This is a genomic window from Photobacterium aphoticum (assembly GCF_001029435.1).
Classification (GTDB): Bacteria; Pseudomonadota; Gammaproteobacteria; order Enterobacterales; family Vibrionaceae; genus Photobacterium; species Photobacterium aphoticum.
In genome coordinates this window covers 21,855-41,097 of record NZ_LDOV01000003.1, presented here as the reverse complement: position 1 = coordinate 41,097, position 19,243 = coordinate 21,855, and the positions used below count along the sequence as shown (strand labels likewise).

Here is a 19,243-nt window from a genome sequence, read left to right as displayed (position 1 = left end):
TGAAGTGTTGAGACAAAAAAGGAGAGGTGAGGCCAAACTGCGTAGCACAGAAATCGTGTAACGGATAAGAAAATGCGGACAATCTCTCACTTTCTATGCTGTCAAGATGAAAAAAGTGTACCGGATCAAATTTTTAACGTAATTTCAACCTATATTCTTCACATTCGTATAGGTGCATTATTATGGAAATTATGACAGAGAATGCGTCTTTTGTGACGCTGAAAGAAAAAGTGCGACACAGTATTGCGGTAACAACGCCGATGTTTGACAGCCATGACACTTCATCGACAGACCTAACGCTTAATACCATTCGTGCACTGATGGACGAATACGATAAGAAAAGTATTGTCCGTGAGTTGAATCGTTATCAAGCCGAGTTAGACAGCGTACTGAATTACGAAGCCGGCAGTATGGATGCGGCTGAAATGATGCAAGTTGATCGAGAGCGCCGACAAAATTGTCAGGCTGCCTTGCAGTATCTCAACAATAAGGGCTCGAGCCGTACGTTTGCGCAATAAGCAGGTAAGTAATAGATTTGCTCTGCAGAGCAGGCCGCTGATCGAATACAGAAAAGCCAGTCTCTGTTCCTCTTGTTTACTGAGGGGGAATGACTGGCTTTTTGCTATCTGTGTTATCTGTTTGCCCTGTGCTTTCAGTATGAGCGGTCTGATTTTCCGCTCGGTATTAAGCGTCGCTTTTCTGGTATTGGTCCAGATCAAACAGCTTGTCACGGATCGCCCAGAATCGGCCACTTTTACGGGCGATAATGATTTCAGGCGGACGCAAGCGGTGTTCATTATTCGCCACTTTACTTGGCGCGGTGTCCGTAAAGGGACGGTGGCGATCCACCAAGTGCGGGTTGATGAACTTTTTCAGAAACTCCGCTTTTTGTGTTTTGGTCGATAGCGGCCACACTTCGCTGATCTCCGCCTCTTCATCACTGATATAGGTGACTTTCAGTTGCGGCTTACCGAATTTGTTTTTGCCCGGCTCTAAACGAAAATCGGTACAGTTCATGATCATCGCGTCTTTCAGCTTTAATGCATCACGCAGCTTTTTATCCGGATCCACCATTACCGCATCACACTGATGGCAACGGCGGGCGGCGATATCATTATCTGCCCCGCATTCCTCGCAGTATTTAGCGCGGAAGCGGTAGCCACATTCTTCACGCTCGCCGGTTTCGTCATCTTCAAAGTAACCCTGACAGCGGCGGCCATAGTGTTCAATCAAAAAGCCAGCAGGATCGAGTTTGCCCCAGAAGCTGTTCTTAAAGCCACAAGCCGGGCAGGGCACCATGATCACTTCACTGTCGCTGTTGGGCTTCGGGTCGCCTACTTCTGGCTGGTACAAGTCATAACAGTTACCTGCGTACTCCAAGACCAAACAATCTTTCTTGCCTTCAAACAAGCGCAGGCCACGGCCCACAATTTGCTGGTACAAGCTGATCGATTCCGTCGGGCGTAAAATGGCAATCAGATCCACATGCGGGGCATCAAAGCCGGTTGTCAGCACCGACACGTTGACCAGATATTTGATTTCCTGACGTTTGAACGCCTCAATGATGCGGTCACGTTCATCCAGAGGCGTATCACCGACCACCAATGCCGCGTTTTCATTGGCCAGATAACCCATGATTTCTTTGGCATGGTTCACGGTGGAGGCAAAGATCATCACACCGCGTCGATCGTTAGCGTACTCAATCACCTGATCGATGATCATCGGGGTGGCGCGTTGGGATTGCTCAATCACGCTATCGAGATCCGCTTCTTTATAGCGACCATTGGCGGAGGGTTTCAGGCTGGAGAAGTCATAGCCCAGTACTGCCATGTCCATCATTTTCGGCTCGGTCAGGAAGCCTTCATCCAGCAGATAGCGGATTGGCAACTCAAAAATGCAGTCTCGGAAGAAGCGATCTTGCTCGGTGCGTACCTGTCCACGGGTGTGGTATTTGTAAATCCAGCCCATACCTAAGCGGTACGGCGTTGCGGTTAAACCAAGGATTTTGATCCCCGGGTTAATGGTCTGCAAATGGCTGATCACACGGCGGTAGGCACTGTTTTCATCGTCGGGTACGCGGTGGCATTCATCAATGACCAGTAAAGAGAATTCATTGGTGAACTGATCCAAGCTATTGGCCATCGACTGCACCGAGGCAAACACCACCTGCTTATCCGTTTCTTTGCGGCCTAAGCCGGCAGAGAAAATGGAGGCTTTCAGACCATAGCTTTCATATTTGCTGTGGTTCTGTTCAACCAGTTCTTTCACGTGCGTCAGTACCAGCACACGGCCACGGGCAATACGCGCCAGTTCAGCCACAACCAGACTTTTACCGGCACCGGTCGGTAGTGCCAGAACGGCCGGTGAACTGTTTTTACGAAAATAGTGGAGTGTGGCATTCACGCTATCTTGTTGATAGGGACGAAGAGTATACATAAATCGGTACAGACGCAGTGCTAAGAAAAACAGCGGCTAGTGTACTGGTTGCGTGCAAGAGATGCGAGGAGAAGCGGATAAGAAAAGTCGCACCGCAATCAATCGAAATTGAAAGCGGTGCGATGGAGATTCAGTAGAACGGTGTGTAAACCGTGTGCGACGTGTCGCCCGTGTTTATCAAGAAGCGATGTTTAAGGGCATCTCTTCCGGAGCCAACACTTTCGTCATCATGCAGAACTGACGGCGAGGCACAAAGTCGTGCTTTTCATAGAAATTACGCGCGCCTTTGTTACCGATGTTCACTTCCAGAGACAGCGCATGGCCGCCAGCGGTGGTGAGGTGTTTTTCAATTTGTGGGAGTAAGTCGGTACCGATCCCTTGCTGACGCCACTCTGGCTTCAAGTAGAACTGATCGATCAGACCAATGCGGCCACCGTGCTCCAAGCTGAAGCTGTAGCTAATGATGATATGGCCAGCGATAGATTTTTCGCCACCATCTTCGACTTCGATCAACCAGGCCTGGCCCAGTTCAGGATTGCTGAGTAATTGATGGATCGCCTGTTGTGTCTGCTCTTTTTTCTGAGGAAGTACTTCATACTCAAACAGTTCTTCGACCAGCTTGAGTAATAAATCCGTTGAGGAGAGACTTGGCGCAACAAGTGAGATATTCATAATGAGACCTTTGCAGTTAGCATCCTTACCGAGAGGCAAGGAAGATTGTCTTTTTATACGAAATCACCATGCATTCCGTCCATTGTTTAGGGCGGCAAACAGTAAAAAATGTTCGAGAGTTTGAGGTTAGTTAAATTCTGAAAAATTGCATGGAACTTTCGGGTCAATCATGTGGCGGGTAGTTGCATCAATGCGCATAGCTCGCCTGTCTTATCGACGTGCTTCAATTTTAGTTCAAAACCCACAATGGGAATGTGAACTCGCCGGATAAGTTGGTATTATAGGCGTTTTTGTACCATCTGGAGCCAGTAATGAGGCTTGATAAATTCCTGTGTACCACACTGGGCATTACCCGTCGTGAAGCGGCGAAAGTGCTAAAAGACAAACGTATTGAAGTTAACGGCGAAATCACCAAAAGCATTGCGCTGAAAATCACAGACGATTGTGATGTTGAGTTCGATGGCCGTCCATTGCGCTTTGAAGGCCCGCGTTACTACATGCTAAATAAGCCGCAAGGTTTTGTGTGTTCACATGTGGATGATCATAACCCGACCGTGTTTGTGTTACTGGACATCGTGAGCCCTGAGAAAATGCACGTTGCCGGCCGCTTGGATGGCGACACCACCGGTCTTGTGCTGTTGACCGACGATGGTCAGTGGTCACACCGCATTACTTCACCACGTCACGTGTGTGAAAAAGTGTATTACGTTGAACTGGCCGATCCACTACCGGAAGAGACCATTGCTCACTTTGCCGAAGGCGTACAGCTACGCGGTGAGAAAGAGCTAACGCGTCCGGCGAAACTGGAAATTCTGGGCGAGCGCGAAGCATTGATCACCATTTCTGAAGGTAAATACCATCAGGTGAAACGTATGTTCGCAGCGGTGGGTAACAAGGTTGTGGCCTTGCACCGTGAGAAAATCGGCAGCGTAGAGCTGGACGAAGAGCTGGAGCCGGGTGAATACCGTCAGCTAACCGCAGAAGAAATCGCGGCATTCATGCCTTAAGGCTTGATGATCAAGCACAGGCAGAAAATGTAAGATTTCGCCACGATAAAGCAAAAAGGAGGGGAGACCCTCCTTTTTTACGTCTAAAATAGTCCATTCAAACCAAAACATAGAGTATTTCTTGTTAAGAAAGAGTCTATTCAGCTGAAAACGATTACAATACGGCTAATTTGATACTTTACTCACTGACTGAGCATTTATGACGACAAAAGACAGCCCTTCGCTGAGCTTGCCATTCATTCTGATCCTCGGTGCTATTGGTGCCTTAACACCGCTAGCTATCGATATGTATCTGCCGGCGATGCCCACCATTGCCCGCGATCTTGCTGTTTCTCCTAGCTTAGTGCAGACCACGTTAACCGCCTATACTGCCGGTTTTGCCATTGGTCAGCTGTTACATGGCCCATTAGCAGACAGCTATGGCCGTAAACCGATTTTGCTGGTCGGGATCTTCCTCTTCGCTGTCGCGGCGATGTTCAGTGCGATGTCACAGGGCATTGTTGAGCTGACGTGGGTACGTGCGGCCCAAGGCTTTGCAGGCGCAGCGGCGGCCGTGATCATTCAGGCTTTGGTGCGAGACATGTTCGAGCGGGAAGAGTTTGCCCGCATGATGTCGTTTATCACACTGGTAATGACGGTTGCCCCGCTAATCGCCCCGATGCTAGGTGGTTATTTGGCAATTTGGTTCGGTTGGCGCTCTATTTTCTGGGTACTGGCTGTTTTTGCCATGATCATCATTGTGGCTGTGGCCATGAAAATCCCGGAGACCTTACCGGTTGAACGCCGTTTGCCGTTCCATTTAGGTTCCACCCTGCGCAATTACGTGAAAATGCTGACCAGCAAGCAAGCGGTGGGATTGATCTTCTGTAGCGGTTTTTCGTTCGCGGGTATGTTCACGTTCCTGACCGTCGGCGCATTTGTGTATATTGATTTGTACCATGTCAGCACAGAAGACTTCGGTTTGCTGTTTGGCCTGAACGTGGTCTGCTTAATTTTGATGACCAGTATCAATGGCCGTTTGGTTAAAAAGATGGGTTCACACTGGATGCTAAGATTCGGCCTGACCGTGCAGTTTATCGCCGGTGTTGGCTTGGTTTGTGGTCAAGTGTTTAACTTAGGCTTGTGGGGGGTAGTTATCCCTGTCATGCTGTTTGTTGGTACGATTTCGATTATCGGTAGTAATACTATGGCTTGCTTGCTGGGTAAATATCCCCACATGGCAGGCACGGCGTCATCACTGGCGGGCACCATGCGATTTGGTACCGGTACAGTGATTGGTGGGATGGTGGCGATGATGCCGGATGCCACCGTATGGCCAATGGCCCTGACCATGGCAACCTGTGCCACGTTGTCAGCAGGATTCTACTGGTTGTTGTCGCGTAATGCTTAAGGATACACATGGCTTCGTTTTATCAAGAAATTTATAAGTTAGTGACTGACGGTCTGAATGAATTGGCCGAGTCACAACAAGCGGGCAAAACACCGAAAAACCCAGTGAGTGAAACCCATTTCCTCAATGCCTGGGTGACAAAAATGATCAAACAACAACGTTATGATCACTGTGTGGCAGACACCTTGGTGAGCTGGCAGAAACAAGCGCGTAGTATGGGTAAACATGCTCAGATGAAGCAGCAGTTCCTCGATATCCAACGTGTGTATGCGGGCATCCCTCGTGACGGTGAGGTAGCTAACCCCGTCACACAGGCGCAGTTTGTGGCATTGTACGATGTGTTAGAGCAGGCGGATTGGGTCGTGGCAACGGAATACGAAGTAAACCGTAAAGTGACACACCATACTGATGGTCAAGCCTCGCTGGTGGTGTGTGCGGCGAAAGCCAAGCTGGCCTTTTCCGAAGACGGTGAGCTGGTGAAACCGCTGTCATTGTTTGTACGTGGCGATGTGAAGCAGATTCTGGCCGAAGCATATAAGCAGGGCATGTTGTTGTACAAAGTGACTGACTACAAATCTATCGTGAAATACCACGGTGAATATATTGTGTATCCACATAACGGGGGTACACACTTGCCGGAAATCCCTGCTGCGTAAGCGGAGTGGATAAGCAATCGATGTAAGAAGCGGGCTGAGAAGCCCGCTTTTTTGTGTCTGGCTTTTGGCGGCGGTACAACAGTGAACCTATAAGGTCGCTAAGTGAAAGAGTTAGAACGGATAGTGCATTTGTTATGTTATTTCACTGATTTCAAAGAGAGGGTTGAGTATTGCATACAGTAAAGGGAGATCTCGATCACAAATTTATGAGCATAAAAGTCTTAGTATGTGCGCTTTTGCAGTACATATGGTTTCAAAAATGAAAAAGCTTCTTCTCATCTCCCTTCTTTTTAGCAACTGTGCCTTCGCTGGCGACAACTTTTATGCTGGTGCTGATTTAGCGCTGGGTAACCAAACCCAGTTAAAAGAGTCGGCGTCCATTGATGAGAGTAACGATCTGGGCTTCAACGTCTACGGCGGTTACAGTTTCACGATGACGCCAAACGTAGATTTGGGCGTAGAGCTGGAATACCAAAACTTTGGCCAAGCTGAATTTGTGAAAGGCGTAAGTGTCGATGGCGATGCGTACTACGTTAACTTCCGTCCAAAATTCACCGCACCAAACAACAACCTTTACAGTGCCTTCATTTTTGGTGCCGGTACAATGAACGGCGAAGCTAAAGTGTTTAGCCAATCTGGTTCAGATTCGAAATTCACCTACCAAGCGGGTGTAGAAGTGGGTTACATGTTTAACCACGTGGATGTGGGCATTGGCTACCGCTACCGCGCCGCTGACTTTGATGACGTGAAAGTGTCTGTCCAAGGCGTTACCGTGGGTGTGCGTTATAATTTTTAAACTATTTGCGGGAAAAATAAATCTGCTACGCTGGTAGCAGATTTTATTGATAATAGTTAAGCACTAGGTAATGGATTGTTTGTAAGAGAGTTTACAAGCCACTGTAATGCATTAATGAGTACTGACTGTTTTGTTTCATTGTTGCCAAAATAAACAAGAACTCCATAAATCAATATACCCGTCAAAATTGTCGCGATGAGGCCTGAAAATCCATTCCAGAGCCATATGGCACTTCGATGGAGTCGATTTGGCTGAGCTATACTTTTTGCGGCTAAACTGAGTTTATTAGTTTCTTCTTTACGAATTTTAGTACTTAGCGTTCTTTTTTCTTTTTCAAATTTTTCGCGATCTTTATCAAGGTCTTTTTTCTTCTTATCAAATTCTGAAATCAATTCAGATTTGGCATCTTCAAGTTGCTGTTTTAGGATTTTTTCTATGTCGTCAATTGCAATTTGGATTGATTCGCCAATGACTTGCTCTGCACGTGTTCGTAATTCAGCACATTCTTGGGTATTTATAACCGTATTTTCATGGAATTCTCGAAGACGGCGTTCAATTTCTTCTTCCCCTTTGTTTTGTTTACGCAAGGATGTCGCTAGGGCATCTTTTTTAGCTTTATACAAAGCATAAGCAACGTATCCAATTACATCGAGATTGCCGTTTTCCTGATTTTTGACTAATTCTTGAAAAACCCAACGTTTTGTCACGAAAAATCCCCTAATAAAAAAGCGCCTGATCTTATGATCAGGCGCTATTATACTTGAATTTTTCTATTGTGTTTACTCGGCTTTGGCTGCATTAGTAAATGCTATGCTGAATCGTTCTATTACAGCAGATCGCTTTTTACCTGAGCGAGTCAGGGAGCGTGAACCAATCTGTAACCCCGAAAGGGAACGATTGATGGCATCTTTGCGTTGCTTTTCTGATAAGCCAATACGCTTTGTTTGGTTTGACACCACTCACCTCCATGAAAATTAGGTCGCAAATAATACACGACGAAAGAACAAAGTCAATATTGTTCCTTAGTCCAATATAGCGTTGTCAACTAGCTATGTCTACTTATTAATCGTCCTTTTTAAACGTTAATAAGGTTCTAGAAAAACAAGTTACTTTCAGGTGAATACTGAATTGGTTATATTTAAGTGTTTGTTTTTGATGTTTTTTTAAACGGTGCCAATATCTTCACGCCCAGCACATTGATCAATGCACCCGTGATAATCAAACTGCCGCCCATGTAAGTCCAAATCGATGGGATTTCATTGAACACCCACACACCAAGTAGGGCAGAGAAAACGATTTGCACGTAAGAATAGGCAGAGGCTTTACCGGCCGCTTGGGTCTGCATGGCTTTGGTCAGGCCGTATTGGCCAATTTGGGTAAAGATCCCCACCATGATAAGCATGAGCGTCAGGAATAGGCTTGGCCATACAAAGTTATCCCAAATTAGCAGGGATGAGACGGGCAGGGCAACCAATGGGAAGTAAAAAATGATCACCGAGCTGTCTTCGGTTTGGCTCAGTTTGCGCACAATCACGTAAGCGATAGAGCTGCCGAAGGCACCACACAAAGCAATCATTACACTGAATAGCGGTAGTTCATTGTTGATGGAGCTGTGCATGTTGGGCTGTACCATCACAAACAAGCCCGCGAGACAGAACGCGATACAAATAAGGGTCGATTTCTGCACGGTTTCTTTCAGGAATAATACGCCCAATAGAGCGGTGAATACCGGATGCACGTACTGCAAAATGGTGGCTTCTGCCAATGGCAGGGTGGTGACGGCGTAATACACGCACATGAGTGACATGGTGCCCACTGCGCCACGTAAGAATAGCAGGGGCTTATTGTTACCCCATACCGAGATGCCTTTGCGTTTCACATCGGCATAGCTGATGATCAGCGATACCAGCGCACGGGCGGCGACAATTTCAAACACAGGGATGCCGTAATTACTGACGTATTTAACGCAAGCCGACATAACGGCGAAGCCAAACGCCGAAAGGATCATAAAACGAACCCCGACCGGGATCCGTGAAAAAGAGAATGCAGGCATAAAAGAATGTCGATCAAAATGAGAGAGCGGTCATGATAGCGTAAATCACCAGCATCAATCTAAGTCTTTGTTGTCTAATTCGCCATATTGCCTATCAAATGGTTATTCTGCCTGCAGGACCACTGCTTTTCAGCTCTTGCTCGATTCTCGTCCCTTCAGACTCACCCCTGCTTTTTGCTTTTCCTCGTCCCTTCAGTGCCCCTTTAACTAAACCGTCTCTGTCTTTCCTTCTTGTGCTTTGGCTTTACAGCGCTTCACTAACGCATGGGTCATGCCTCGGAAAATAAACAGGTGGGCGGGCATCATGGCAAACCAATACAGCAAGCCGGAAAAACCAGCCGGATGCCACCATGCGCGAATATCAATTTCACGATGGTCGCCTTTATCTTCAATGGTGAATTCCAATCGGCCAAGGCCGGGGGCTTTCATGCCAAAGAGCAAAGAAAGAAAATGATTCGGTTCAAGGTTGATGACTTTCCATGAGTCGACTTTATCGCCTAATTCAAGCGTATCAGGATCACGACGGTACCGGTGTAGGGCATCGCCCCCAATGGCGGCATCCATCCATTCGCGTATCCGCCACAGGAAGTTTGCGAAGAAATACCCTTCTTTGCCGCCGACCAATTGCACCTGACGCCACAGTTGCTCGCAGGTGGCATCGGTTTTGAGGGTATATCCGGCTTGTTTAGGGTAATACCCATACCCCCGTTGCCATCGGGCGAGGGCATCGGGATCAAAGCCCCATATTTCACTTCTTACCACTTCGGACTCGTGGCTCAGGCACTCTTTAATCGCCTCGTCGTATGACATCAGGGACTGGGGGATCAGGGCTTGTAATTCACGGCCATCGGCAGGTAGGTCAAAGCGCAAGCCGCCAATCAGTGCACTGGCAATATTGGTGGGCACAGAGGTAATAAATCGCAGCCAAATGGCGGCAAAGCCCGGGGTGAAGAAAGGCACGGGAATAATCCGGACCTTCTTGCCAATCAGCTTGCCGAGTTTGCGCAGTTGCTCTTGATAAGTGAGATTCTCTGGCCCGGCAATGTCCATGATGCGGTTTTCTGTCGCAGGCAAAATGAGCAATTGCAGCAGGTAATGCAGGACGTTACGCAGCGCAATGGGCGAGTTGCGCGAGGTGACCCATTTGGGTGTCAGCAGAACGGGCAGGTGGTAAACAAAATCCCGCATGACCTCAAAGGCGGCAGATCCGGGGCCGACAATGATACCGGCACGTAGCTCGGTAATGGGGACACCGCTTTCCCGTAATATATCGCCGGTGGCTTTACGGGCGGCAAGGTGCTTGGAATGGCCTTCTGCTGGCTGCAGCGCTCCAAGGTAAATGACGTGTTTAACGGCACTTTGCTGCAATGCGCGGGAAAAATGGCGCGCGGCATCGAGTTCAATATCAATGAAATCATGGCCGTGGTTCATGCCGTGTACAAGGAAAAACACCTCATCCACATCGGTGAGCAGCGCATCGAGATCGTCCGGCTCATTCAAATCCAGATAGTGCAGGCTGACATTACCGGTGGCTTCCCAGCCGCGTTTTTCCAGTAATCGCAGGTTACGGCCAGTGGCTTTCACCGTGTAACCCGCCTGTGCTAACTCTGGCACCAAGTGCGAGCCCACATACCCGGAAGCCCCTACTACCAAGACCGTTTTTGTCATCACATCACTCCCTGTATGCGCTACAACATCTTGTTAAATCACAATGTTATATAAAACACTTTAGCGGATATTTAGCCACAAGGGATCATCATTTCAGTGAGTTGACATAAACTTTATGAAGGGGATGGGCGTAATAAAAGGGAGCGTAGAAGTCAGCGTCATTGATACACAAGAAAAGTGATACAGAATGCGCGGATGAGAAAATCAGCAAGCACGTTTATCCGTAACCACTAAACGTATTGATTTTCATCATGTTGTGAGTGTGATGTAAGGGATTGTAATGGTTTTGTAGTGCTGAGGCGTTTTTTCTGCTGAAGGGCGCTAAAGTGCTTTATAGCGATCACGCTTTCCTGTACATTCCACAGCACTCAACTTTCCTACTGCTGGGGACAATAATGTTACGACTGGTCGACCTTTGCAAAGGCTACTTGGATGGCGACGAATACCATTCAGTGCTGCAAGGTGCGGAATTAGACCTCAAACAAGGCGATCAACTTGCGCTAATGGGAGAGAGTGGCTCGGGCAAGAGTACACTGCTAAACCTGATTGCGGGGTTGGATGTGGCAGATTCCGGTGAGGTGTGGCTAGGTGATACGCCTATCCATGCGATTTCAGAGCGTGAGCGTACTGCTTTTCGTCGTAACAATATCGGTTTGGTGTTCCAGCAATTCAATTTACTGCCTACCCTAACCACGGCAGATAACATCCGTTTTTGTCGCCAATTAAAAGGTTTGCCTGAAAAGCCTGCACTGTGGCGTCAAATTATCGCAGCCCTTGATCTCATGCCTTTGTTGGGACGCTACCCGGAAGAAATGTCCGGTGGTCAGCAACAGCGTGCGGCCATTGCCCGTGCCTTGTACATGGAACCGCAAATTCTGTTAGCGGATGAACCCACAGGCAGCTTGGACGAGCGTAATGCGGCTGCGGTGATCCGTTTGTTGGTGAACCTGACCAAGCAATTAGACTGTACGCTATTGCTGGTGACTCATAGCCATCAAGTGGCCGACCACATGAGCGGGTGTATTCGTCTGCAAGGGGGACAGCTCCATGTTAAGCCCCGTAGCTAAGGCGCTTTGGGGGCATTATAAGCGTCACCCTCTACAAATCGTGCTGGTCTGGTTTGGTTTGACCTTGGGTATTGCCCTGTTAGTCGGGGTATTAGGGGTCAATCAACAAGCCCGTGAAAGCTACCGTGATGGCGAACAACTCTTCTCGAATCCTTTTCCGTATCGCATCCGTCATGTCCAGCCGTCATTAAAAGTACCGCAAGGTTTCTATATCCAGCTTCGTCGTGTTGGTTTCGATCAATGTGTGCCGCTCGACCAGTTGCGTGTGGTCACGCAGGATGGCCGCGATGTTGAAATCGTCGGCGTGGATCCTATTTCGCTCTATTCCATGTTCAAGCAAGACCCGACGGTGAGTGGGTCAACGCAAATGCAAATGTTGTCGTTGATGCAGCCGCCGTATCCGGTGCTGGTGGGTGAGCAGCTGGCGAACTACATGAACCTGGTGGACGGGCAGCACCTTACGCTCGAAAACGGTAAGCAGATCGGCCCATTGAAGGTCGTACCGCAAGAGCGGATCAGCGGCCCGCGCATGTTGGCAGATTTGGCATTACTGCGTTCACTGCAACCCGGCTCCGGTTTAACCGGCATTTTGTGTGGTGACTTGAGTGTGGACGAGCAGCGCCGTCTGCTGGGTCAACTGCCAATGGCGCTGAAGCTGGAAAAACAGGAAGTGGCCGGCTTAGAGCCGCTGACCAATGCGTTTCACCTGAATCTGTTTGCGATGGGCATGTTGGCCTTTGTGGTGGGCTTGTTCATTTTCTATCAGGCCATGTCTTTATCATTCAGTCAGCGTCAGCCGCTGGTGGGCTTAATGCGTCAGGCGGGGGTGTCATCATTCCAGTTAGCCGGCGTGCTCATTATGGAGCTGCTGGCGTGGATCGTACTGGGCCTGATTGGCGGTAACATACTTGGTCTGATGTTGGCTGAACGTTTGCTGCCATCGGTGGCGGAAACCCTCAATGATCTGTACGGCGCCAATATCAGTTTGGCGGTGGAATGGCATTGGGAGTGGGGTGTCGCCTCATTACTGATCGCCATTATCGGTAGCTTGCTGGCTTGTGGTTGGCCGCTGCTGCGTCTGATAAAAACCCCGCCGGCACGATTAGCGACGCACATGTCACTGGTACGTTTCAGTGGCCGTGAGTTTGCATTGCAAGCCTTGTTCGCGTGTCTGTTCTTGGGCGCGGCATTGGCGGTGTACCAATTACCGCATGGTCAGGAAGAAGGCTTTGTGCTGATTGCCTGCATTTTAATTGCTTCGGCCTTGGTGATGCCGTTCTTGCTGTTGCAATTATTCAACCTGCTGGGACGCGTGGTGAAATCCGCCCGTCTGCGTTGGTTCTTCTCTGATGCGGGGGCCAGCCTGAGTTACCGAGGCGTCGCTTCCATGGCCTTTATGTTGGCGCTGGCGTCAAACATCGGCATGGAAACCATGGTCGGCAGTTTCCGCACGACGACGGAAACCTGGCTGGATCAACGTTTGGCGGCCGATATTTACGTGCGTCCATCCATCAATATGGCGCCGCGCATGTCAAACTGGCTGGAAAAGCAGGATGATGTGGAGCAGGTGTGGTGGCAGTGGAGCAAAACGTTGGCCACCCAAAGCGGCAAACTGCAAGTCGTAAGTATTGGCGGTACGGGCGATGAAAAGCAGGCGATGGCGATTAAAGTCTCGATGCCGGAATACTGGCAAAAACTGCATCATGGCCGTGCGATTTTGGCGAGTGAGTCATTGGCACTGAAACAAGGCTGGAAGCCGGGTGATGTGGTTGATTTGCCGCCACCGATGAACAAGAAGTGGACTATCGCCGGTATCTATTACGATTACGGTAACCCGTACGGACAAATTGTGCTGTCGCAAAAACGTTGGCAGGCGATTTGGCCGCACAAAGGGCAGGTAGCCCTGGCGATTCATTTGGCCGATGGGGTTGATACCATGGCCATGATGCAAAAACTGGGTGAAACGTTCCGTTTATCGCCAGAGCGTGTCCGCAATAACAACGAATTGATGCATCAAGCCATGAGGGTGTTTGATCGCACCTTTATTGTGACGGCAACACTGGGCAAGTTGACCTTGTTCGTGGCGGTCTGTGGTTTGTTCTTTGCTACTTTAGCGGGGGAAATTTCCCGTCAGCGTCAATTTGCCTTGTTGCGCTGCATGGGGATGACGGGCCGTGAATTGGCGCTATTAGGCGGCGGTCAGTTGTTCTTGATTGGGTTGATGACCGCATTGATGGCATTGCCGCTGGGCTTAGTGTTAGCGCAGCTATTGATTGATGTTGTATTGAAATACTCGTTTGGTTGGACCATGCCGGTAGAATATTTCCCTGTGGATTACTTTGTGTCGTTAGGCTCTGCGTTGGCCGTGCTATTGGCAGCAGGGGCGTGGCCAGTATGGCGCTTGGTGAAGCGTTCGGCGATTTTGTCACTGAGGGACTCTTTCTGATGCGTCTTTCTATGAAGCCTTTAATGATTAATACATTTGCTGTGTTGGCCGTGCTGACGTTGTTAACCGGTTGTGGAGAGCCACAACCTGATGTGGCGCGCTCGGTCGCAGTGATGACCGATGACAGTACCGATACCTTTGCGCCGGTTGTGTTTGGCCGCGAGTTCAAGTTTCCGCAAGATCACTTGCCTCATGAAGAATTCCGTAACGAGTGGTGGTATTTCACCTCGAATTTGGAAGCAGAAAGTGGGGAAGAGTTTGGCGTGCAGTGGACGCTGTTCCGCCATGCATCCGCGAACCGAAAAGGTAATGGCTGGCAGAGTCCGCAACGGTATATGGCCCATGTGGTTGTCACCAGTGAGGATAAAACCTGGGCGTTTGAACGCTTTGCCCGAGGGGGCGTTGGTCAGGCGGGCGTGATGGGGCATCCGTTCCGTGCCTGGATGGATAACTGGTACTGGCGCTCTTACGGTGACAGTCCTTTTCCGGGCGTGTTGACGTTTGACGATGAGGGCGTAAAAGCCAAGTTGGCCGTGCAACAAAGCGGGTCATTGATTTTACAAGGTGACGCCGGGTATAGCCAAAAGCACCCGTCGTTAGATATCGCTTCGTACTACTACAGCGCGCCGTTTCTGAAAGTGAAAGGGCGACTGGAGCTGGACGGGCAAACGTATTATGTCACCGGCAACGGTTGGTATGATCGTGAGTGGAGCAGTAAAGGCTTATCATCGACGCAGTTGGGGTGGGATTGGTTTTCCATGCGCTTAGATGATGGCAGCGCGCTAATGGTGTATCAGATCAGGGAAAAAAATAAGCGACCGTATTATTTTGGTTCGCGCAGTTGGCCCAATGGACACACTGAGCAGTTGTTATCGGATCAAATCCGATTGTCGCCGGTTTCATTCACGACCCACGACGGCAAAAATTACCCATTGAGTTGGTACATTGAAGTGCCATCCCATGAGCTAAAACTAAAAGTGGATGTTGTACGCAAGGAACAGTGGTTGCCGTTTGTGTTTTCATATTGGGAAGGCCCAATTCGCATTACCGGTAGTCACTCAGGACAGGGATTTATGGAGCTTACCGGCTATTGATGCTTGGCGCCTCATAATAAGAGTGTAGGAAGTAGACGTGTTAGAGCATTTTCAAATCGACGAGTCGCTGTTAACCCAGCGATTGATGACCCATCGTCGAGAGTTTCACCGTTATCCGGAAGCGGCATGGCAGGAGTTTTTCACCACCAGCCGCATCGCCAGCCATTTGGACATCATGGGTTACACCTTGCACTTCAGCCCGGAGATCATCGACCGTGATGCTATCATGGGGCGCGATGAAGAACGGGTCGCCAAGGCGCAAGAGCGTGCAATGAGCTGGGGCGCTTCTACCCATTTTCTGGCACAAATGGAAGGTGTCACAGGGGTGGGTGCCACGTTAGACTCCGGCAAACCGGGGCCTGTGATTGCCCTGCGTTTTGATATTGATGCCGTTGAGGTGATGGAAAGTCAGGACGATATGCACCGTCCGCGCTTTTTGGGGTTTGCGTCATTGCTGCCCGGTGTTGCCCATGCCTGTGGCCATGATGCCCATGCCGCGATTGGTTTAGGTATCGCTGAAGTCTTGGCAGAAAACCGCGATCAGCTTTGCGGCAAAATTAAATTGTTATTCCAGCCAGCAGAAGAGGGCTGTCGCGCCGGTAAAGCCATCGCGCAAAGCGGTTGGTTAGATGATGTGGATTACTTTTTTGCTGCGCATATTGGCATGAATGTACCCAGCGGCACATTAGTGTGTGATCCTCAGCATTTCTTGTGCAGCTCCAAGTTTGACCTGCATTTCTCCGGTAAACCGGCTCACGCGGGTATTGAACCTAACGCAGGGCAGAATGCGTTAGCAGCAGCCTGTACTGCCGTTACGCAAATGCTGGCGATCCCGCGTCACCGTGACGGTATGACCCGTATCAATGTGGGGCAAATGCACGCAGGTGATGGTCGTAACGTGATCCCGGCCAATGCGGTGTTGATGGGGGAAACCCGGGGCGAGAACCGCGAGTTGAATTCCTACATGTTCCAGCAGGTAGAAATGATCGCGCAGGCGGCGGCGATGATGCACGGTGTGACCGTGAATATTTGCCCGCAAGGTGAAGCGATTGAACTGGAAAATGATGCCGAATTAGTGCGTTTGTTCGCCCAAATTGGCCCGAACAGCGGCTTTACGGAAGTGCTGACACAAAAAGATTTCGGCGCCAGTGAAGATGCCGGTTACTTGGTGGATCGTGTTCAGGCCAAAGGTGGTAAAGCTCTTTACTGTTTAATTGGCTCTGACTTAACAGCAGGCCATCATAACGGGGATTTCGATATTGATGAGAGCCGCATGTTACCGGCAGTGAAGTTGATGTTGAATGCGATTCACGCGGTGCAATCAGCTCAGTAATGATTTTTCCAGACAAGAAAACCCTGACAAGACCCTCCTGATAAGAACAACCTTGTCATGAACACAGAAAGCCCAGAGTACTGCTCTGGGCTTTTTTTGTGCGCATTGACTCGTGTCTGTCATGTGTTTGTTTTCTGCCTATTCAAAAATGTCCCACAAAAAAGTCATCGTTTTTGTCGGTTCACTTCTAGGCTTATCCATTGAGTCATTGAACAACTAAGTGTTCTAACAATAGTTAACGATGAGGATAAATTGCCAGCGTGGGAGAGGCGGTAAAAGAGACGGCCGACACAGCCAACATACACAACCCCCATTCTGCTGAAGCGGCGTCTGCTGAGGCGGAGAAAGCATCCCGTACACAGCGGGGCGCTTTCTTGCACCCTAAATACTGGCTGGTGCCGTTCTGCCTCAATGATACCTTCAAGTTTGCCTTTCGGGTGGCGTTAAGTCTGACGCTGGCTTACCTCATTCCGATGGCGATGGGCTGGAATCAACCCTCAACCGCCGCGACCACCGTGATGCTGATTGCCTCCACGGGCAGTCGGCGGGAATCCTTAGCCAAAGGTACGTTGCGAGTGCTTGGCACCATTGCGGGCGGAATCATCGGCTTGTTGCTGGTGGGGGCATTCGCGCAAGATCGGATGCTCTACATGCTCAGTGTGTCGATGGTGATTGTGGTGATATTTTATATCCGTACCGCGTACCTCAACGATCCGACCTTGTTCATGCTTACCGGCGTGATGGTCTTAATGATGTACAACGGCGGGGATGCGGCGGGTGCGTTTCTGTACGGACTGGATCGTACTTTCATGACCATCTTCGGGGTGGTGGTGTATACCCTGGTCGGTATTTATGTGTTTCCGCCCAAGGTCGAACAGAACCTGCACACCTTGGCCTCGGCCCTTTCGCAAGCGCAACAGGCGTTGTTCGCCCATGTCACCGCACTGCCGCAATACCCGCAACAGCCCGATAAAGTAGAAACCTTGAGTCAGGCGGTGTTTACGGCCCAACAAGCCTTTGATGCCCGCTATCAGACGTTAAACGGCGAATGCAGTGAGATATCCGCCTACAAAAAAGAATGGGACGGGGCGGTGCGCTTGTACCAGCAAATTACCGATATTTTGTTGTTTGCCGCGAAAGAGCATACGCGTTCTGGCGGCCATCCTTCGGAGTATTTGCAGGATTATGGTGCGCTGCGTGAGCAAATCATCGGATTATTTGAACAACTGCCGGATGCCTGGGAAACCAAAGCCGCCACACCGCCCGTGACCTATGAAAAAATTGCGTTCGATAAAGCGCGATTAGCCGAAGAAGGGCATGTGTATCGCGGGGAGGCCATCACTTCTGGCGTATTGGTGACTCAATTGCGTGAGCGGTTAAATCAGTTGCGCAGTTGTATCAGCAGCATTGATTCCGTCACCGGATTTGTGGGCTTTGCATTGCCGCCCTTAAAAGCTGCCCCAAACTTTAATTGGTGGGATGCGGAAAACGCCAAAACCGCCATCAAGGTGTTTATGATTTATTGGCTGACGGCCGGGTTCTGGATCTTGTTCAACCCACCTGGCGGGTACAACCTGGTGATATTTGGCACGCTGTTTGTGTCGCTGCTCTCCTATATGCCCGTCCATCCGTTCGCATTGTTTATCTTGTTTACGCTCGGCTTTATTTTTTCCGTGCCCGCTTACGTGTTCTTGCTGCCGCAAATGACGCTGGGGGTTGAGCTGGCATGCTTTATTTTTGCGTACACTTTTATCGGGTTTTATTTTTTAAAAGGCCCCATCACCATTTTCTTTTTACTTGGGATGTTCACCCTCGGGCTGAATAACCAGATGATTTATCACTTTGCTATCACGTTGACGATTGTCAGTTTGTTTTATCTCACCGTGGCGATCGTGGTGGTGTCGCATTACTTTCCGTTTACCTCGCGCCCATCGGATTTGATTTTGGTGTTTCGAGAGCGTTTTTTCCGGCATGCCCATGCGCTCATTGTGTTGCATCAAACACCACACGATACCTCATTGCGCGGGTGGTGGACGCACAAGGTGTCGGCATGGCGAATGGCAACCATGAAGGTGGCCCTGACCAAACTGAAGGTGTGGAGCAGCAAGCTAAATTACGGCAATTACCCGGAAGTTGATGCCGACAAAGTGATGGCATTTGTGCGTGAATGTGAAGGCTTTCATCACCATCTCACTATGTTACTGAAGGTCAGTGATCACTTTGCGGACAGCCCGTTAGTGCGACGGGCTCGGCAGCAGCATAAAGACACCATTATTCCTCAATTGATATTGGCGATCGCTGGTGAGGCGGAGCGTAAAACGTCAGCGTCAATGGCTCCGGCGCCAATGCTGACGACAAACGATGAATCCGATACGGGTTGTGACGTTGTGAACCATGAGGTGGCGCTATCGGCTGATTATCAGCAATTAGAAACCCGTCTTAGTACCTATATTACGTCGTTGGAGTGGGAATCGTATTCACATTCAGACATTGCGGATTTCTATATTTTCCTAAACTTAAAGAAAAATATTTTTGCTTCCTTGCTGCGCTGCAAACAGGCCAGTGATGAAGTGCCTTGGTTGGCTTTAACTATGAAGTCATTTTAGGGGGAAGTGTGGGGCGAAA

Annotated in this window: 16 protein-coding genes; 10 read left to right on the top strand and 6 right to left on the bottom strand. The window is 49.5% G+C overall.

Annotated features, from left to right (window positions below; translation table 11 throughout):
* Positions 1–182: 182 nt before the first annotated feature.
* Complete coding sequence (locus ABT58_RS01610; RefSeq protein ID WP_047872617.1) at positions 183–518, top strand: hypothetical protein; 336 nt, start codon at positions 183–185, stop codon at positions 516–518.
* Between the two features lie 166 nt (positions 519–684).
* Here the strand turns inward: ABT58_RS01610 and radD are convergent, their stop codons facing one another.
* A complete protein-coding gene (gene radD, locus ABT58_RS01605) occupies positions 685–2,436 on the bottom strand; it encodes a DNA repair helicase RadD (protein ID WP_047872616.1) in 1,752 nt (583 codons plus the stop codon).
* Between the two features lie 177 nt (positions 2,437–2,613).
* Positions 2,614–3,108 carry a GNAT family N-acetyltransferase gene (locus ABT58_RS01600; RefSeq protein ID WP_047872615.1) on the bottom strand — a complete coding sequence of 165 codons (495 nt, stop codon included), beginning with the start codon at positions 3,106–3,108 and terminating at the stop codon, positions 2,614–2,616.
* Positions 3,109–3,419: 311 nt separating this feature from the next.
* Here ABT58_RS01600 and rsuA point away from each other — a divergent pair, with 311 nt between their 5' ends.
* The 4 genes from rsuA to ABT58_RS01580 all read left to right on the top strand — a co-directional run bounded on the left by rsuA (position 3,420) and on the right by ABT58_RS01580 (position 6,957).
* Entirely contained in the window at positions 3,420–4,115 is a 696-nt protein-coding gene (rsuA, locus tag ABT58_RS01595; RefSeq protein WP_047872614.1) for a 16S rRNA pseudouridine(516) synthase RsuA, read from the top strand.
* 199 nt (positions 4,116–4,314) lie between these two features.
* Positions 4,315–5,505 (top strand): Bcr/CflA family multidrug efflux MFS transporter, encoded by a 1,191-nt coding sequence (locus tag ABT58_RS01590; protein WP_047872613.1) that lies wholly within the window; start codon positions 4,315–4,317, stop codon positions 5,503–5,505.
* Between the two features lie 8 nt (positions 5,506–5,513).
* Positions 5,514–6,161 carry a DUF2913 family protein gene (locus tag ABT58_RS01585; protein ID WP_047872612.1) on the top strand — a complete coding sequence of 216 codons (648 nt, stop codon included), beginning with the start codon at positions 5,514–5,516 and terminating at the stop codon, positions 6,159–6,161.
* Positions 6,162–6,420: 259 nt separating this feature from the next.
* Positions 6,421–6,957: an outer membrane protein gene (locus tag ABT58_RS01580; protein ID WP_047872611.1), complete on the top strand. Its 537-nt coding sequence runs from the start codon at positions 6,421–6,423 to the stop codon at positions 6,955–6,957.
* Positions 6,958–7,013: 56 nt separating this feature from the next.
* Here ABT58_RS01580 and ABT58_RS23335 read toward each other — a convergent pair whose 3' ends face one another.
* The 4 genes from ABT58_RS23335 to ABT58_RS01565 all read right to left on the bottom strand — a co-directional run bounded on the left by ABT58_RS23335 (position 7,014) and on the right by ABT58_RS01565 (position 10,678).
* Positions 7,014–7,664: a hypothetical protein gene (locus ABT58_RS23335; RefSeq protein WP_053062921.1), complete on the bottom strand. Its 651-nt coding sequence runs from the start codon at positions 7,662–7,664 to the stop codon at positions 7,014–7,016.
* Positions 7,665–7,736: 72 nt separating this feature from the next.
* On the bottom strand, positions 7,737–7,913 hold the full coding sequence (locus ABT58_RS23915; RefSeq protein ID WP_156168804.1) for a hypothetical protein: 177 nt from the start codon (positions 7,911–7,913) through the stop codon (positions 7,737–7,739).
* Positions 7,914–8,095: 182 nt separating this feature from the next.
* Positions 8,096–9,010 carry a DMT family transporter gene (locus tag ABT58_RS01570; RefSeq protein ID WP_189595449.1) on the bottom strand — a complete coding sequence of 305 codons (915 nt, stop codon included), beginning with the start codon at positions 9,008–9,010 and terminating at the stop codon, positions 8,096–8,098.
* Between the two features lie 207 nt (positions 9,011–9,217).
* Complete coding sequence (locus tag ABT58_RS01565) at positions 9,218–10,678, bottom strand: DUF2867 domain-containing protein (RefSeq protein WP_047872609.1); 1,461 nt, start codon at positions 10,676–10,678, stop codon at positions 9,218–9,220.
* 395 nt (positions 10,679–11,073) lie between these two features.
* Between ABT58_RS01565 and ABT58_RS01560 the strand changes: the two genes are divergently transcribed.
* From ABT58_RS01560 to ABT58_RS01540, 5 genes are all read left to right on the top strand, one after another.
* Positions 11,074–11,745, top strand: a complete 672-nt coding sequence (locus tag ABT58_RS01560; protein WP_047872608.1) for an ABC transporter ATP-binding protein — start codon at positions 11,074–11,076, stop codon at positions 11,743–11,745.
* Positions 11,726–14,191, top strand: a complete 2,466-nt coding sequence (locus ABT58_RS01555) for an ABC transporter permease (RefSeq protein WP_047872607.1) — start codon at positions 11,726–11,728, stop codon at positions 14,189–14,191. The genes ABT58_RS01560 and ABT58_RS01555 overlap by 20 nt, the downstream gene beginning before the upstream one ends.
* Positions 14,192–14,214: 23 nt before the next feature.
* Positions 14,215–15,285, top strand: a complete 1,071-nt coding sequence (locus ABT58_RS01550; RefSeq protein ID WP_229821580.1) for a lipocalin-like domain-containing protein — start codon at positions 14,215–14,217, stop codon at positions 15,283–15,285.
* A 37-nt stretch (positions 15,286–15,322) separates the two neighbouring features.
* Positions 15,323–16,618 carry an amidohydrolase gene (locus ABT58_RS01545; protein ID WP_047872605.1) on the top strand — a complete coding sequence of 432 codons (1,296 nt, stop codon included), beginning with the start codon at positions 15,323–15,325 and terminating at the stop codon, positions 16,616–16,618.
* 260 nt (positions 16,619–16,878) lie between these two features.
* Positions 16,879–19,224 carry an FUSC family protein gene (locus ABT58_RS01540; protein WP_229821578.1) on the top strand — a complete coding sequence of 782 codons (2,346 nt, stop codon included), beginning with the start codon at positions 16,879–16,881 and terminating at the stop codon, positions 19,222–19,224.
* The last annotated feature ends 19 nt before the right edge of the window (positions 19,225–19,243 follow it).

Coding starts and splice junctions, on each gene's coding strand:
- ABT58_RS01555 (WP_047872607.1), top strand. CDS start 11,726: ATGTTAAGCCCCGTAGCTAAGGCGCTTTGGGGGCATTATAAGCGTCAC.
- ABT58_RS01610 (WP_047872617.1), top strand. CDS start 183: ATGGAAATTATGACAGAGAATGCGTCTTTTGTGACGCTGAAAGAAAAA.
- ABT58_RS01585 (WP_047872612.1), top strand. CDS start 5,514: ATGGCTTCGTTTTATCAAGAAATTTATAAGTTAGTGACTGACGGTCTG.
- rsuA (WP_047872614.1), top strand. CDS start 3,420: ATGAGGCTTGATAAATTCCTGTGTACCACACTGGGCATTACCCGTCGT.
- ABT58_RS01570 (WP_189595449.1), bottom strand. CDS start 9,010: ATGCCTGCATTCTCTTTTTCACGGATCCCGGTCGGGGTTCGTTTTATG.
- ABT58_RS01560 (WP_047872608.1), top strand. CDS start 11,074: ATGTTACGACTGGTCGACCTTTGCAAAGGCTACTTGGATGGCGACGAA.
- ABT58_RS01565 (WP_047872609.1), bottom strand. CDS start 10,678: ATGACAAAAACGGTCTTGGTAGTAGGGGCTTCCGGGTATGTGGGCTCG.
- ABT58_RS01580 (WP_047872611.1), top strand. CDS start 6,421: ATGAAAAAGCTTCTTCTCATCTCCCTTCTTTTTAGCAACTGTGCCTTC.
- ABT58_RS01600 (WP_047872615.1), bottom strand. CDS start 3,108: ATGAATATCTCACTTGTTGCGCCAAGTCTCTCCTCAACGGATTTATTA.
- ABT58_RS01550 (WP_229821580.1), top strand. CDS start 14,215: ATGATTAATACATTTGCTGTGTTGGCCGTGCTGACGTTGTTAACCGGT.
- ABT58_RS01590 (WP_047872613.1), top strand. CDS start 4,315: ATGACGACAAAAGACAGCCCTTCGCTGAGCTTGCCATTCATTCTGATC.
- radD (WP_047872616.1), bottom strand. CDS start 2,436: ATGTATACTCTTCGTCCCTATCAACAAGATAGCGTGAATGCCACACTC.